The sequence below is a fragment of the Enterococcus sp. DIV1639a genome (assembly GCF_050530445.1).
Taxonomy (GTDB): domain Bacteria; phylum Bacillota; class Bacilli; order Lactobacillales; family Enterococcaceae; genus Enterococcus_B; species Enterococcus_B hirae.
The window spans coordinates 1,039,369-1,055,550 of record NZ_CP172886.1 but is presented as its reverse complement, the minus strand read 5'-3'; the positions used below and the strand labels follow the sequence as shown (position 1 = coordinate 1,055,550).

Below are 16,182 nucleotides of genomic sequence, written 5' to 3'. Positions count from 1 at the left end.
TACTCACCTCTCTGCTAGGTCGTCTAATACTGACAATGCCTCCAAATCTCCAGGTTCCAATTCTAAATAATGAGTAAGTAGATCTTTTGTTTTTGTCAATTGTCCTTCTTCTCGTAAGAATAAGGCGTATTCTTTTAGAAAATCAGGTTCATGCTCCAATTCGTGATACGCTTGTTCATAATGAACAGCTGCTAGCGTGAAGTCCTCTAATTCATTATAGGCATGGGCTAAATTCCATTCCGCATATGGATTTGCAGTTTCTTCCATTTGATCGATACTCTTGATCACATCTTCGTAACGTTCTTCATCTAAATACAAATTACTTAATGTTAATAATGTTTCGTCTTGTTTTTCACCTAATTCCAACGCATTTAATAATAGTTTTTCTGCTTTTTCTTTGTCATGTAGGCGATACGCATTTTCAGAAGCTAAGTGATAGAGTTCTACTTGATAAGGATTTTCTTTGATCCCATCTTCAAGAACTTTCTGCGCTTCTTCAATCAATTCTTCTTCTTGTAATGCTTGACCTAAATAAAGATAAAGAGATTGATATTGGGGATTTACTTCTCTCAATTCTTGTAAATAATTGATCGCTTTTTCATTTTCTTTTAGCTGCAGATTGGTGAAAGCTAACTGGAATAAGCGATCATCTGTCCGTTCTTCCTGCAATGCTTGTTCCAATGGTTCGATTGCTGCTTCAAACTCTCCTTGCATGCTTAGAGATTGTCCTAAACGTTCCTGCATAGAGATACCAGAAATCTCATCAATATTACTTGATAATAATAGTTGATAGATCGTTGCAGCTTCAGCAAAACGATCGACTGAAAAGTAAAGTTCGGCTAAAGCAAATTGGATCAATGGTTCATCAGGCAACAACGCAGCTGCTTCCTTTAATTTCGCTTCACTGACTTCAGGAATACCGATTACTTGATATAAATCAGCAATTGCTAATAAAGCTTGAGGATAGTAGTCACTTTCTTTTGAAATGTTTTCCAGATATTCAAATGCTTGATCGATTTCATTATCTTCAATCGCAATTTCCGCCAATGGAATGAACAACTCATCATTTTCGGGGTACTGTTTCACTAACTGTTCAAAAATTTGCTTTGCTTCTTCTAAAAAACCAATCGCTAAGAGTTCTTCCCCTAATTCAGCCAAAACATCGGCCGGATCTTCTTTCAAAGCTTGTGTCAGATATAACTGAGCTTGCGCCAAATCTTCCTCTGACAATGCTTGTAACATTTTTTCACTATTTGTATTCATTTAAATCCCTCTAATCTCACTAATAATCTCGTCATAAGATTTCATTGTTTGTATTAATTCTTGTTCCTTTGGCGATTGATATTTCTCTATTATACCAATTTTTTTCAAAACAAGAATTTTTTTGCTTTTTTCCGCTAGAAGTAAGACATTTTCTAAATAATCAATTTTTGATAATTGTTCTGGCCAATCGATAGGATAACCCAGATGTTTCAACCAGATAAAAAAATTTTTCAATTGAAAGGACATATCCGCTAGTCCTACATTCCAAGTAAGATGAAAAAGCATTCCTAATAGTTTTTTCATACTAGCTGATAACAAATGACCATTTTCTGTTAGGTAAAAAGCTTGTTCAAATAGTTTACCATAATTTGAGAGATTTTCCGCATCTACTTGGTAAAAACTAATCATTTCTTCCAGCATCCCCGTAAAAGCCCGCTGAGATAACTGCCTTGGTTGCGGATAGTTTTTATAGAGATTTTGTAAAAAATGATAATCACAAACTAAACCACATGTTATCAAAGTCAAAAAATCTATTTGTTTCCCTTCTCCTTGTTTTTCACTGATTGTTTGATCGTAAACAATTCGTTCTGGAAGGTTGGTGGTTCGCAAGACGACTTGATTTGGCAATTGTAAAATATTTCGTTGAGGAGTTAATGCCCGGGCCATTGAACGAATCGATACCGGTATTAGCCATAATGTTGATGCAAGTGAGGTATGCTTCTGGAAAAAACCTGCTAAATCCATGATTCCCTCATTCCCAAACCCAATTATAAGTAAGGATTGGTTTTCAGGATATCGTTTTGCAAATGTCACAAGATTACTTAGTTCTGTTAAGTGATTACATTGAGTATTGGCACAGATATACCAATCAATCTCACTTGGGTTAGGAAACTGTTGGTTGATTTTCTCAACAAACAAATCGTAATACCGTTGGTTCGTCAAAAATAAAACAGGCTGATCAATCGTTATTGTTTTCAGTTGGCTGACCAACGTTTCCCCATAATAGATTTTTGTTTGTTCTTCTTGTCCTTGATAGTCGATTTCCATAAGCACCCCTCCTTTTCTTTATTTTACCATTAGTAAGTAAAATCGGAAAAGAATAGGGTAAATTCTTGGGAGAATATAGAAAAACTTCGTAATTCACCTACATTTAAGAGCACCTATTTAAAGAATTCTTGTGTAATAAATCGGGCATGGTATACTGTAATACGAAGTAAAAGATTATATAGGACTTTGCTTTTCATTTTATAAAACGGAGAAATGGATTAAGCAATTTTATTCAACTAAATTTCATCAAAAATGAGGGATAAGTTTTGTCAAAAATAAATAAAAAATCAGTTACAGCAATTTTAATTATCTCCCTATGTGCTTTTTTTATGGTTTCACCTCAAATTTATAAACATGCACTCATTGTTTCAAATGACTGGGTATTTCATATGAACCGTTTCTATGACACGGCTATGCAATTAAAAAATGGAACGTTTAATTATTTCCAATCCATCTACGGTTTTAGCCAATCGGGAAGAGTCATCAATGCCCTTTATGGAACTGACTTTGCCTATTTACATGGACTGTTACTTTTAATTTTTAAAACTTGGTTCAGATTCCAACTTGTATCTACTTTTCTGTGTTACTTCACTGCCGGTACATCGATGTATTTCCTTGGACGGTACTGCCATTTAGAGCAAAAAATTGCTACGGGGATGGCTATTTTATACATGGGTACACCTACCATTTTTTACTACACTCTTGCCCAAAATTTTTCTGGTTGGGGTGCTGCCTTTTTACCTCTTATTTTTATTCCAGCTGTTAGAATGATAAGAAATCGGGAAAGCCCAATCCAACCTGTGGTGCTAGGAGGAACCATTTCATTATTGCTATCTGTCCATATGTTTTCAACCTTACTAGCCGTAGCCGCTTTGATTCCCTTTTTCCTTGTAGGTTTTCTTCACTCGAACAAAAAACTAGTAATAATCAAACAGGCTCTACTAGCAGTGGTGATCGCTATCGGTCTTTCTTTCAATACGTTTACTGCTTTTCTGGATTTGTCCAATGATACCTTGATTCCACCATACGCAGTAACTGATCTATTATCGAATAGTACTTCACTTTCGTTTGGTTCAATTGGCTGGACAAACTTTGGACTAATCCTTTCTATGATATTTGTTTTTCAACTTGTGTTTACTATCGTCCACTTTAATAAACTCAGTGTGTTGGAAAAAACAATCAACTTAGTCGGAGCATTCTTTTTACTTGTCTCTTCTAAATACATTCCTTGGAATGATATCGGCAATTATTTTACATTTGTTCGCAAAATGCAATTTCCACAAAGACTGGGTTGCCTCGCATGTATCTTATTAATACTAGGGTTCGGTTTTACCATTCAAAAAGCCTTTGTAACTTTAGAGAAACAATCAGTTTTAAAAATCAGTGTGCCACTATTACTAACTTTTTCATTGTTAAATTTAACAGGTGGCTATGCTTTAATTTCGGATACAGCGGCTATCTGGAATAGTGATGCCCCACTTTCTAAAGACACAAGTGCTGCTGAAACCTTAGAAAGTAATGCAAGTAATATTCGTCACCTATTTGGAGGCAATGCTGATCTATCTGCTGCTTTACAAATACACAGAAAACCGATGGCTGACTATTTACCCGCTAGTGGTGGACAATTGGAAGATCCTTACAAAGCTTATAAAGAGGACGTTTTACACAATTCTATCCCTCTTAAAAGATCAATTGACAAACAAGGGAATATACATCTAACTTTCACTGCTAAAGATACAAATAAAATAACTTTACCAGTAATCATTTACCACAATAGTTCTCTCATAATCAATGGAAAATCTAGAAGTGAAGCACAATATTCACTGACTTCAATAGGCGCTCTAAGAATTTCTCCAAAGATTGGTACAAATGAAATTATTGTAGGATATAAACCAAGTAAACTATTCAGATCAGCTATTTATATCCGAATATTAACAGTGGTTATCATCATTGCTTACTATATGAGCAAACGATGCAAATTTTTCAGTAAAAACAAACGCACGCAATAACCGATGAGCAAAAGATTTTTTCTAAACAGCCAGATAGAAAAATGAGGCAATGAGTGAAGCAAGCAACTTTGAATAAATAAGAGGTTGTAAAAATAACGACTATCTTATTCATTAAGATAGTTTGAAAAAATAGCTTTTCGTCAATAATGACTGATAAGTTTTGTATTAAAAAATCTGGGACAGAATGAACCGTATTCTGCCTCAGATTTTTTTATTATTGTTTAAAGTAAGGTTGTGAAAGCATCGGAGCTTCAATGACAATAAGAAAAGATTTTTTGAAATAGCTTCTCCTATTTTAGAAAATCATCGCTTATTGCTGAGAAGTTGCTTCTTGTAGACCATTACTCATTTTAAACTAAAAAATAAGATTTATATCTCAGATTCATAAATAACGGAGACGCAAAGTACCCTTCGTCTCCTAATTTCTTCACTCTAAAACTCAAAACAATAGGAAATATAAAAAAGCACTTGCAGCTTAAAGCCACAAGCGCTTTTTTATGAGCCGTATTATTTAACAGCGTCTTTTAATGCTTTACCTGGTTTGAATGCAGGTACTTTGCTAGCTGGGATTTCGATTTCTTCACCAGTTTGTGGATTACGTCCTTTACGTGCAGCACGTTCGCGAACTTCAAAGTTACCAAAACCGATTAATTGAACTTTTTCGCCGTTAGCTAAAGCATCTTGAATAGTTGAAAATACAGCATCGACTGCTGCAGTTGCATCTTTTTTAGTTAAGTCAGTAGCTGAAGCAACTTTTTCGATTAATTCTGCTTTGTTTGCCATGGATAGATTCACCTCCTCCACAAGAGATATGATGTAAAACATCAGTTTAGTTAAAAACATTCTGAGTGGTCCAGAAGTTTAAAAGAAATATTGATCTAGTTCAATATTCTGTTATCACGATATCATATAAACCGCTTAATAGCAAGGTTTTTACCATTTTTCACGTGCTTTTTTTAGTCATAAAAACGTAATAAACAAAACCACCTATTTTTTTTGAAAAAAATCTTCCGATGTGGTAAAATGCCTATTTTCGTCTTCTTGGAATGATTCGGATCGAAGTTCCTTCGAAAGTAAATGCTTTACGAATTTGATTTTCTAAGAAACGTTCATAAGAAAAATGCATCAACTCTTCTTCGTTAACAAAAACGACGAAGGTTGGTGGTTTTACAGCCACTTGCGTAGCATAGAAAATCTTCAAACGCTTCCCTTTATCTGTTGGAGTCGGGTTGATCGCTACTGCATCCATGATGATATCATTCAAGACAGCAGACGGCACACGCAAGTTTTGATTCATGCTTACTTCTTCGATCATTTCAGGTAAACGTTCTAAACGTTGTTTTGTGACTGCTGATACGAAGACGATTGGCGCGTAATCTAAATAACGAAATTCTTCACGAATTTCTTGCTCAAAATCACGCATCGTATTGGTTTCTTTTTTGACAAGATCCCATTTGTTTACCACGATGATCACACCACGTCCAGCTTCATGAGCGTATCCAGCTACCCGTTTGTCTTGCTCACGGATTCCTTCTTCAGCATTCAAAACCATCAAAACGATGTCGGAACGGTCAATAGCACGCATCGCACGCATCACACTGTATTTTTCGGTATTTTCATATACTTTTCCACGCTTACGCATTCCTGCAGTATCGATCATTAAAAATTTCTGTCCGTTATCAGATACAAAGTGAGTATCGATAGCATCTCTAGTCGTTCCTTCTATATCCGAAACGATCACTCGTTCTTCTCCTAGAATCGCATTAATCAATGAAGATTTCCCAACATTTGGGCGGCCGATCAAACTAAATTTGATCGTATCATCCTCTTCTTCTTCCCCATCATTTGAAAAGTGTTTAATTGCTTCATCTAATACGTCGCCGATCCCTAAACCGTGACTCCCTGACACTGGATATGGATCACCCAATCCTAATGAATAAAATTCGTAAATATCGTTTCGCATTTCGGGATTATCCACTTTGTTAACTGCTAAAATCACAGGTTTATTACTGCGGTATAAAATTTTTGCTACTACTTCATCTGCATCGGTGACTCCTTCACGTCCGCTGACAACACAGATGATGACATCTGCTTCTTCAATCGCGATTTCTGCTTGATGCTTGATTTGATCCATGAATGGTTCGTCACCTAAATCAATCCCACCTGTATCGATCACACTGAATTCTCGACCTAACCATTCGCCTTTAGCATAAATACGATCGCGAGTTACTCCTGGAGTATCTTCGACAATCGAGATACGCTCGCCAGCGATGCGGTTAAAAATCGTAGACTTACCGACGTTCGGGCGGCCAACGATTGCAATTGTTGGATTTGCCATATTTTTTCCTCCTCACAAGTTTCCAATCTTACTTAGTGTAACGAAAGCTTTGCGAACTTTCAAGCATTGTTCGCTAAAATTACGCAAGTATTTATTCATTGGACAACTTTTTTTCATAAAACATCAAAGTGAATATTGAACCCTAGGAAACCATCTTTTATTCTTGTTTCTTTGGTTAAAGAACTACATTGTTCAAATAACCCTAAAAACCATATTCAGAACCGCTAGATGAGCGTTAGCCTAAATATTCACACACTACTGAACTTAAAATCGATCAGTGACATTTGATTATAGCATAATTTGTTTCTCTCGTTTTCATTTTCTACTCTTTTTATTGTTTCATGATATGTGAAAGCTCTTTTCTTCACTCTCATTCTTTCAACGATCTTCATATTCTCAAACTCTCAGTTTATCTAGCGCAATATCCTAATTCCTTATTCTAGCCTGTGTTTTCTTATGGTCACTTCATTAGTCCCACTGTGCCTACAATATAGCCTGATGCCCAAAAATGTTGATTTTCAAACTCAAATTATTATTTTCATGTTTACCAGAAATTATTAACGTCCTTTTTCTTTTAAATAGCCTGTAAAACTGGACATGCATATTTCATTAATCTACAACCGGAAAGTTTATGCCATATCTAGCTATGAGAAATAAGCCGAAGAATCCAAAAATAGTTCCTCCTATTTTTGGTATTCTTCAGCAATTTTTTGTTAAAGCAACTTCTTGAACCATGTGGATAAGGTCGTGAAAGAAGCGATCAGCTCCAAATTTTTTTGAACGAATGTGATAAACATCAAGAAAAGAATTTGACGTTAAATGCTCCCTCCAGGAAGTAATGAGATTGGCAAAATGTAATCCTTGCTTGTCTTTTCATTCTTTATTTTTTTCAGAAGAACATCAACAATCAGACTTGCGATTTCATCAATTGGTTGTCTGATTGTGGTCAATTGTGGGAAAAATTTCTCAACAAAAGATGTTCCATCATAGCCAATAATTTTTAGATCTTCTGGGATATTAAGTTTAAGCTGATGAGCAATTTTCATAGTAAGAATGGCTGTTAGATCATCAGAAACAAAAATACCATCTGGTTTGTGACTTAGGATCGTCGACTTGATTTCCATTTCTCGACGAATCGTAGAGAGATTATTAGGAATTTTGAAAACTTTGCCATTTGGATTTTGAAAAGAAAAACCAAGCGCACGTAACCCTGTTGGAGAATCCGTATTGTCATTTCCTGTAATCATAATACTATTTTGACAACCATTTTTTTGTAACGTTTTAGCAGCCAGTTTTCCACCTTCAAAGTTGTCTGAAGAAACAATGGAAACATTGGGAGCTAAGTTTCTATCAAAAGCGACAATAGGTGCTCCCACACGCTCATAATCAGCAATTCCAAGATTATGACTAGATGAGATAATCCCATCAACTTGATTCGCTTCAAGCATTTCAATATATTCCCGCTCTTTAGCAGGATCGTTCTGACTATTGCAAATAATTGTTTTATAGCCATGTTTGAATAATTCGATTTCCAGATACTCAATCAGTTCAGAGTAAAAGATATTACTGATATTAGGAAAAATAAGCCCAATAAGTTGGGGTGACTTTCCTTGAAGTCCACGTGCTAGATTATTAGGTTTGTAACCAAGAGTTTTCATAGCTTCATGAACTTTTTGTTTTGTTTTTTCCGATAGATATCCCTTATTGTTAATGACACGTGAAACGGTAGTTGGGCTAACTCCAGCTAGTTCAGCGACATCAGATAATTTTGCTACCATATTAATATTTTAATTCAAAGTATTTTCCAGTCGGTTCACCTGATTTAAGTTGAATACCATTTTGGTGTTTCTCAGGGAATACGCGACTAGTAAATACTTTTTCTCCTTTATTAATAAAAATCTCAATGATTGAATTATCTACAAAAATGTTAGCAATTGTTTCTTTAGTATCAATTGAGCATTCACGAATCGTACCAAAGTCAGTGGCATATTGAATGCCTGCTTTACTGCGATCTAAAATAATTTTTCCTTCTTTGGTATCTACAATCAAGCTAAGTCCATTTCCTTTACTATCAGAGAAAAGAAGTAACTCCGATTTCTGATTTGGAGGAAAAGTTAGTTCAAGCTCATAAGTATTATTTGTTTCTGCTTTTGCTGTAAATTGTTCAGAACTAGCACGTAATGATGTAATAGCTTCTACTGGATATTGGTAAAGTTTACCATCTTTTATTGAAAGTTCTTTTACAAGACTCATTGCTCCCTGATAATCATACTTATCAGTTGGATAATCGATATCAGGTAGTCCAATCCAACTGACAATCAGAGCACGACCATCAGGAGTATTGAATCCTTGAGTCGCATACGCTTCAAATCCATAATCAAGATTTTGAATTTCTGAAGTGCCCACAAGTTTTACTTTTTCTATGTCAAGCGATTGACAGATCTTAAAAGTATTTGGGTAGATATTTCCATAATTAAGCTCAGATTTATCCAACCCTTGAGGACAATAAATAAGAACAGGTTTTTTGTCTACAAATACCAGGTTTGGACACTCAATCATGTATTCTGAACCAGTGCCGCCAAAATCAAGGTTGCCAACTTCTTCCCATGTTTCCACGTTATTGTCAGTCGCTTTGTAAAGTTTGATAAAGCCTGATTTTTCTAAATTTTGTGCTCCAACAATCGCATACAATTGTCCTTCATAATTAAACATTTGTGGATCACGAAAATGATCAGTTACATCAGCAGGTGGATGAATAAGAACATTCTCACCTTTCGTAATGTTGTAGTCTTTATCCATCCATGCTCCGATTTGAAGTGTATCACGTTCCCAATTTTCATTTCGAACGTTCCCTGTATAGAGTAAGAATAGATTCCCCTCTATTTCATATGCAGAACCGGAATAAGCGCCGTGGCTATCTCGTTTTGTGTCTGGAAGAAGTTCTGCTCCTGTTAAATGAAAATGAACTAAGTCATCTGATTCAGTGTGCACCCATTCTTTCAAACCATGAGCAGCTCCAAATGGCCAATTTTGATAAAAAAGCGTATATTTTCCGTTAAAAAAAGAAAAACCATTAGGATCGTTTAACAATCCTGTTTTAGGTTCGATATGATAGCTAGCACGCCAAGGTGATCGTTTTACATTATCCTTAACTTTATCCATCTCATCTTTAGTCCAATCAGAATAAGCACGATATCGTATTTCTCGAGGTAAGTTCATATTTTACTCCTTCAATTTATCTTTTTACAACTAGTATGGTAAACGTTTTCCGTTGAAAAATCAATCATTTCATTTAAAAAAATAAATTATATGACAAACGTTTGACATATTTTTAAGATATGCTAAAATAAATTTGCATTTCAGTGAACCGTTTTCACGTAAAAATAAAAAAGGAGTGATTCGAATGAATTACAGTAAAGTAGCTTCCGACGTAATACAAGCGGTCGGAAAAGATAACCTTATTGCAGCTGCACACTGCGCTACACGTCTTCGTCTCGTACTAAAAGATGACACGAAAGTGAATCAAAAAGCTTTAGACGAAAATCCAGATGTGAAAGGCACATTTAAAATTGATGGGCAATATCAAGTGATTATCGGTGCAGGTGATGTTAATTTCGTTTATGACGAACTTATCAAAAAAACTGGACTTTCAGAAATTTCAACAGATGATTTAAAACAAATTGCTAGTAAAGATAAAAAATTCAACCCCATTATGGCATTAATTAAATTATTATCAGATATTTTTGTTCCAATTATACCTGCCCTTGTTGCAGGTGGTTTATTAATGGCATTACAAAACTTTTTAACAGCTGCTGGACTTTTTGGACCAAAATCAATTGAAGAAATGTATCCTGCGATTGAAGGTATTTCCTCAATGATCCAACTGATGTCCGCTGCACCATTTATGTTTTTGCCTATTCTAGTTGGTATTTCCGCTGCTAAACGTTTTGGAGCCAATCAGTTCCTTGGTGCTGCAATTGGAATGATTATGACAACACCACAACTTGGTGGTTCTATGGAATATTGGAATATTTTTGGTTATCATGTCTCACAAACTAACTATGCTTATCAAGTCATTCCTGTGTTAGCAGCTGTTTGGCTATTATCAATACTGGAAAAGTTTTTTCACAAAAAACTTCCATCATCCGTTGACTTTACATTTACCCCCTTATTATCTGTAATCATTACCGGATTTCTAACCTTCACAGTCATCGGCCCTGTCATGTTATTGCTTTCTAACGGGATTACAGATGCGATCGTTTGGCTATATAATGCAACCGGATTTATTGGAATGGGTATTTTTGGTGGAACTTACTCGTTAATCGTTATGACAGGTCTTCATCAATCATTTCCTGCAATTGAAACGCAGTTACTTTCAGCATGGACTAATGGTATTGGACATGGAGACTTTATATTTGTAGTTGCTTCTATGGCGAACGTTGCCCAAGGTGCTGCAACATTTGCTATCTGGTTCTTGACTAAAAATGCTAAAACAAAAAGTCTTGCTTCCTCTGCAGGGGTATCAGCTCTTCTTGGAATTACTGAACCAGCTCTGTTTGGTGTCAATTTAAAATATCGTTTCCCATTTTTCTGTGCTTTAATTGGTTCGGGAGTTGCCGCTGCAGTAGCAGGGCTACTGAAAGTAGTTGCTGTATCACTTGGTTCAGCAGGTTTTCTTGGATTTCTTTCAATTAATGCAACCTCTATCCCATTTTATTTACTATGTGAATTAATTAGCTTTGCGATTGCTTTTGCAATTACTTACTTTTATGGAAAAACAAAAGCTTCAGGCATCTTTGCAGCAGAAGCTCTTACGGATCAAACAGTGACGAATCATTCAGAAAACACCCAACAATCCACAGTTACTTCTGGAGAACCTACTAAAACAAATCATTCTTCAGAAACAATCGTTAGTCCCCTTGCAGGTGAAGTGATTGGACTTGATTCAGTAAATGATCCAGTATTTTCTTCAGAGACTATGGGAAAAGGTATTGCGATTAAACCAACTGGGGACACTGTTTATTCTCCAGTAGATGGTACTATTCAAGTTACATTTGAGACTGGACATGCTTACGGTCTTAAATCGAATGATGGCGCTGAAATACTGATTCATATTGGTATTGACACCGTATCGATGGGCGGTAAAGGATTTATACAAAAAGTTACTGCTAATCAAAAAGTAAAAAAAGGAGATATCCTTGGAACGTTTGATCGTACGCTAATTAAAGAAGCAGGACTTGATGATACAACAATGGTTATTGTGACAAATACCGCAGATTATTCAAAAGTGACACCACTTATTAAAGGAACAGTTACCGCTACTACTGATTTACTTGAAGTTGAATAATGGAATAGTCAATAGTACTGATTATTCTTTCTAACCAAAACATCAATAAACGGATAATTTAAAGGGCAATGCGCGATCTGATGTATGTATTAACTGGAATAATAGCGATTTTTCAAAAGAAAATAACAAATAAACGAGTTAAATTCTTTAAAAATCTGAACAATAAATTGGTTAAATGCATAACTGCCCATGAAATCATCTTTAACTATAAGGAGAAATGTTTTATGCTATACGGTGCAATTGAAGCAGGAGGAACAAAATTTGTCTGTGCAGTTGGTAATGCACAATTAGAGGTTATTGAGAGAGTGAGTTTTGAAACTTTGAATCCAGGAGAAACAATGCCACAAGTTGTTTCTTTTTTCAAAAAATATGAAACAGAATTGTCCAGCATTGCTGTTGGTTCTTTCGGACCTATTGATATCCATCCTGAATCGAAAACATATGGATATATAACCTCAACACCTAAAATACCGTGGAGAAATTTTGATTTTATTGGTTATCTAAAAAGAAATTTTGAGAAAATTCCTTTTTATTGGACAACTGATGTCAATGCTGCAGCTTATGGAGAATATATAGCTGGACATGGTCAAGGCCATTCATTAGTTGTTTATTATACAGTTGGCACAGGTATAGGTGGTGGTGCACTGCAAAATGGAAGATTTATCGAGGGATTCAGTCATCCGGAAATGGGGCATATGATTGTACGTAATCACCCTGACGATCACTTTAAGGGTAACTGCCCTTATCATCAAAATTGTTTAGAAGGTATGGCAGCAGGACCTGCTATCGAAAAGAGAATAGGAATTAAAGGTCAAGATTTAAAGGAAGATCATCCTTTTTGGGACATGGAAGCTTTTTACATTGCCCAATGCATTCATAATACTACAATGATGTTTTCACCGGATATTATCATTCTAGGTGGCGGTGTAATGAAACAAGTACACTTACAAGAGAAAATTCATCGTGAATTTTCAAAACTTAATCAGAATTATGTTGCTCATCCGAAAATAGAAGAATATATTGTTTTTCCAAAATTAGGAGATCAAGCTGGAATTATCGGTTGTTTAGGGCTAGCCCAAAAAATAGCTTCTAATTAAACAATGATAGAGTTTTGATAGTAGTTTGACAGAAATCTCCAGCTCTGATAAATAGTTTAAGCAAATCATCTATCTAATATCTCCAATTGTGAATACAATATGGCATTTGCACAGCCATTGGGTATGGTCTAAACGATGTACTTTATTAGGTATTCCTTAACCCTTCTCACAGCAGTTGGTTTTATCTTTCACTCGATTTGTGAGTTTAACTAGTTCTAATGATAATAACAGAAAAAGATCAATCAATGTTGTAAACATTGATTGATCTTTTTGTCTCATTTCAGTCTTTTTAAAATGAACACTCAAAAATTTTATTTCTCTGAATCATCAGTAGTCGTTTCTTCGACTTCTTCTTTCAAAGCATCACCTAAAAGATCACCCATTGTGAAACCAGTATTTTCTTCTGGTAATTCATAGGTTTCAACATCTTTTGGTTCTTCTTCCGATGCTGGTTTTTCTTCTAAAGCCTTGATGCTAAGGGCAATACGATGTTCTTCAGGATGTACTTCTAAAACTTTTACTTGCACTTCATCCCCTTCATGAAGTACTTCATGAGGTGTAGCGATGTGCTTGTGAGAGATTTGAGAAATATGAACCAGACCTTCTACCCCTGGGAATACTTCTACAAATGCACCAAAGCTTGTCAAACGTTTCACTTTTCCATCTAAAACTGAACCAACAGTGGCTTTTTCTTCAATATCAGTCCAAGGCCCAGGCAACGTGTCTTTAATTGAAAGAGAAACACGTTCTTGTTCAGGATTAATCGAAAGAACTTTTACTTTTACTTCATCCCCAACTGCTAAAGCATCACTAGGCTTCGCCACATGGCTATGTGAGATCTCAGAAACATGGACCAATCCATCAATTCCACCTAAATCAACGAAAGCACCAAAATCAGTAATACGAGCTACTCGTCCGTCGATAACGTCTCCCTCGTGAATATTGGCTAGAATTTCTTTTTTCTTTTCTTCTTTTTCCGTTTCCACAACTGCTTTGTGTGAAAGAATTAAACGGTTTTCTGAAGGTTCGATCTCAACGATCTTGAACGCCAATGTTTGACCTTTGTATTCTGAAAAATCAGCAACAAAATGATCTTCCACCATTGAAGCTGGTACAAAACCACGAACACCTACATCAACGACTAAGCCGCCTTTTACGACATTCGTCACAGGTGCTTCGATGATATTACCTGCTTGGAAATCTTTTTCGATATCTTCCCAAACTTTTTTGGCATCCAAACGGCGTTTTGAAAGCAAATAGCTACCGTTTTCTTTATCTTTTCCGATAGTACTGATAACTACAAGTTCTAGAGTATCTCCTACTTTTACTACCTCGTTGATATCTTCAACAGGTGAAGTAGACAATTCTTTAGCAGGAACGACGCCTTCAACTCCGGCACCTTCGATTCCTACCACAACTTGTTTATCTTCGATTACTAAAACTTCGCCGGATACAACGTCTCCAACGTTTACTTCTTGGACGCTATTCATTGCATCTTCCATTGATTGACTGTTTTCTGTTTGATTTTGTTCAAATTCTGTCATAACATTTGTCCTCCTAACCAACATTCTGCCGTAACAACGGTACTAATTTTAGTTTAATTGATTATTTAAAAAAAATAAAGCGATTTCGTTTGGTTTACCCTAAAAATCCTGAGTTTTTCCCTTTTTACAAAAGATAGCCTTTTTCTGTGACCACTTTTTTGATGGATTGGACAACTTCCGTAATCGATTTTCCAGTAGTGTCGATTCGAATGGCATCATCCGCTTGTCTTAAAGGGGATACTTTTCTTGTAGAATCATAATGATCTCTCTCTTGGATTTCCTTCGTAAGAGTTTCCAACTCTGTTGGTATCCCTTTTTCAATATTTTCTTTATAGCGTCTTTGTGCCCGTTCTGTTACACTTGCTACTAAAAATATTTTCACTTCTGCCTGAGGTAAAACAGAAGTACCAATATCTCGGCCGTCCATTACAACCCCACCATGTTCACCAATTTTACGTTGGATCGAAACCAGTGCTTCACGTACTTTTTGATGAGCAGAAACTTCAGAAACTGCCTTGGTCACATCTGGCTGACGAATTTCTGTAGTTACATCTTGGTCTGCCACCAAAACGTGTTGACCGTCTGTCTCTTGGATAAAAGAGATTGGATAGGCTTGGATCAGCTTTACGAGTTGCTCTTCATCTCCAAAAGGTACTTGATGTTTTATCGCTAGATACGTAATGGCACGATACATGGCGCCTGTATCGGTATAAATATAGTTGTATTCTTTTGCCAAAATTTTTGCAACAGTACTTTTACCTGACGAAGCAGGTCCATCTATTGCAATACTGATTTGTGTCATGCTATAACTCCCTTTTCAAAAAAAAAGCCGCAGATCGCGGCTAAGATTATTTAACTTTTAATTGTTGTCCAGGATAAATCATATAATTATTTGGATCTAAACCATTTAATGCAAATAATTGATCAATAGTGATCCCGGCACGTTCAGCTACTTGTTTAGGTCCGTCACCTGGTTGAACAGTCACTGTTGATCCATCTGCAGCAGCCGAAGAGGATGGTGTTGTCGCTTCTTCTACCGTGCTAGTTGGTTGTGTTTCTTGTTGGTAAGTAGACGTTGTCGAAGGCGTTGTTTCCTCTGGTACAGTAGTACTTTGTGGTGTACTTGCTACTACTGATTCTGTCTGAGTAGTGCTTTCAGGCTCCGTACTTGATTCTTTTGTTGATGATACTTCTGATGAGGTCGTACTTTCCACTACAGAAGACGTTGTTGTAGTTGATGATGCACTTGAAGCATTGGAAGACCCATTTCTAATCCAGAAGTAAGCTCCCGCTGGAATTGCAATACACAATACTAATAATACTAAGAAGAGAGACAAAAACAGCGTGTTGCCTTTCTTTTGTTGTCGTTGAGAACTTCTTGAAGAAACTTCGTCTTCAGTGTCATAAATCGGTTGTTCCCATGGCTCTTGTGTTTCATTATTTTCTGATGAATGATGTCTATCTTTTCTGCTCACCTTATTAACCTCCTAATTTCTATCGTGAATATTATACCATAGCCAGAACGCGATTGTCTTAT

Annotated in this window: 12 protein-coding genes; 3 read left to right on the top strand and 9 right to left on the bottom strand. The window is 36.0% G+C overall.

Features of this window, described 5'->3' with window-relative positions:
• Positions 1-3: 3 nt before the first annotated feature.
• Together IGJ32_RS04780 and IGJ32_RS04775 are read right to left on the bottom strand one after the other, a co-directional pair.
• A complete protein-coding gene (locus IGJ32_RS04780; RefSeq protein ID WP_088775133.1) occupies positions 4-1,263 on the bottom strand; it encodes a tetratricopeptide repeat protein in 1,260 nt (419 codons plus the stop codon).
• Positions 1,264-2,310: a hypothetical protein gene (locus IGJ32_RS04775; RefSeq protein WP_010737358.1), complete on the bottom strand. Its 1,047-nt coding sequence runs from the start codon at positions 2,308-2,310 to the stop codon at positions 1,264-1,266.
• Between the two features lie 266 nt (positions 2,311-2,576).
• Between IGJ32_RS04775 and IGJ32_RS04770 the strand changes: the two genes are divergently transcribed.
• Positions 2,577-4,319, top strand: coding sequence for a hypothetical protein (locus IGJ32_RS04770; protein ID WP_126344297.1), 1,743 nt, complete (start codon positions 2,577-2,579; stop codon positions 4,317-4,319).
• 507 nt (positions 4,320-4,826) lie between these two features.
• On the opposite strand, the gene IGJ32_RS04765 is transcribed toward IGJ32_RS04770, so the two are convergent.
• The 4 genes from IGJ32_RS04765 to IGJ32_RS04750 form a co-directional block, all read right to left on the bottom strand.
• On the bottom strand, positions 4,827-5,102 hold the full coding sequence (locus tag IGJ32_RS04765; RefSeq protein ID WP_002290178.1) for an HU family DNA-binding protein: 276 nt from the start codon (positions 5,100-5,102) through the stop codon (positions 4,827-4,829).
• Between the two features lie 244 nt (positions 5,103-5,346).
• Positions 5,347-6,657 (bottom strand): ribosome biogenesis GTPase Der, encoded by a 1,311-nt coding sequence (gene der / locus IGJ32_RS04760; RefSeq protein WP_010719563.1) that lies wholly within the window; start codon positions 6,655-6,657, stop codon positions 5,347-5,349.
• An 815-nt stretch (positions 6,658-7,472) separates the two neighbouring features.
• A complete protein-coding gene (locus IGJ32_RS04755; protein WP_010719564.1) occupies positions 7,473-8,435 on the bottom strand; it encodes a LacI family DNA-binding transcriptional regulator in 963 nt (320 codons plus the stop codon).
• 1 nt (position 8,436) lies between these two features.
• On the bottom strand, positions 8,437-9,876 hold the full coding sequence (locus tag IGJ32_RS04750; protein ID WP_342081936.1) for a sucrose-6-phosphate hydrolase: 1,440 nt from the start codon (positions 9,874-9,876) through the stop codon (positions 8,437-8,439).
• 184 nt (positions 9,877-10,060) lie between these two features.
• Here IGJ32_RS04750 and IGJ32_RS04745 point away from each other — a divergent pair, with 184 nt between their 5' ends.
• Both IGJ32_RS04745 and IGJ32_RS04740 read left to right on the top strand, forming a co-directional pair.
• Complete coding sequence (locus tag IGJ32_RS04745) at positions 10,061-12,004, top strand: sucrose-specific PTS transporter subunit IIBC (protein ID WP_081128711.1); 1,944 nt, start codon at positions 10,061-10,063, stop codon at positions 12,002-12,004.
• A 224-nt stretch (positions 12,005-12,228) separates the two neighbouring features.
• On the top strand, positions 12,229-13,101 hold the full coding sequence (locus IGJ32_RS04740; protein ID WP_010737353.1) for an ROK family protein: 873 nt from the start codon (positions 12,229-12,231) through the stop codon (positions 13,099-13,101).
• A gap of 311 nt (positions 13,102-13,412) precedes the next feature.
• On the opposite strand, the gene rpsA is transcribed toward IGJ32_RS04740, so the two are convergent.
• The 3 genes from rpsA to IGJ32_RS04725 all read right to left on the bottom strand — a co-directional run bounded on the left by rpsA (position 13,413) and on the right by IGJ32_RS04725 (position 16,120).
• Positions 13,413-14,645, bottom strand: a complete 1,233-nt coding sequence (gene rpsA, locus IGJ32_RS04735) for a 30S ribosomal protein S1 (protein ID WP_010719568.1) — start codon at positions 14,643-14,645, stop codon at positions 13,413-13,415.
• Between the two features lie 124 nt (positions 14,646-14,769).
• The gene (gene cmk, locus IGJ32_RS04730; RefSeq protein WP_010719569.1) at positions 14,770-15,447 is read right to left on the bottom strand and encodes a (d)CMP kinase; all 678 of its coding nucleotides are present in this window, start codon (positions 15,445-15,447) and stop codon (positions 14,770-14,772) included.
• A 46-nt stretch (positions 15,448-15,493) separates the two neighbouring features.
• On the bottom strand, positions 15,494-16,120 hold the full coding sequence (locus IGJ32_RS04725; protein WP_010719570.1) for an SAG1386/EF1546 family surface-associated protein: 627 nt from the start codon (positions 16,118-16,120) through the stop codon (positions 15,494-15,496).
• Positions 16,121-16,182 lie beyond the last annotated feature (62 nt).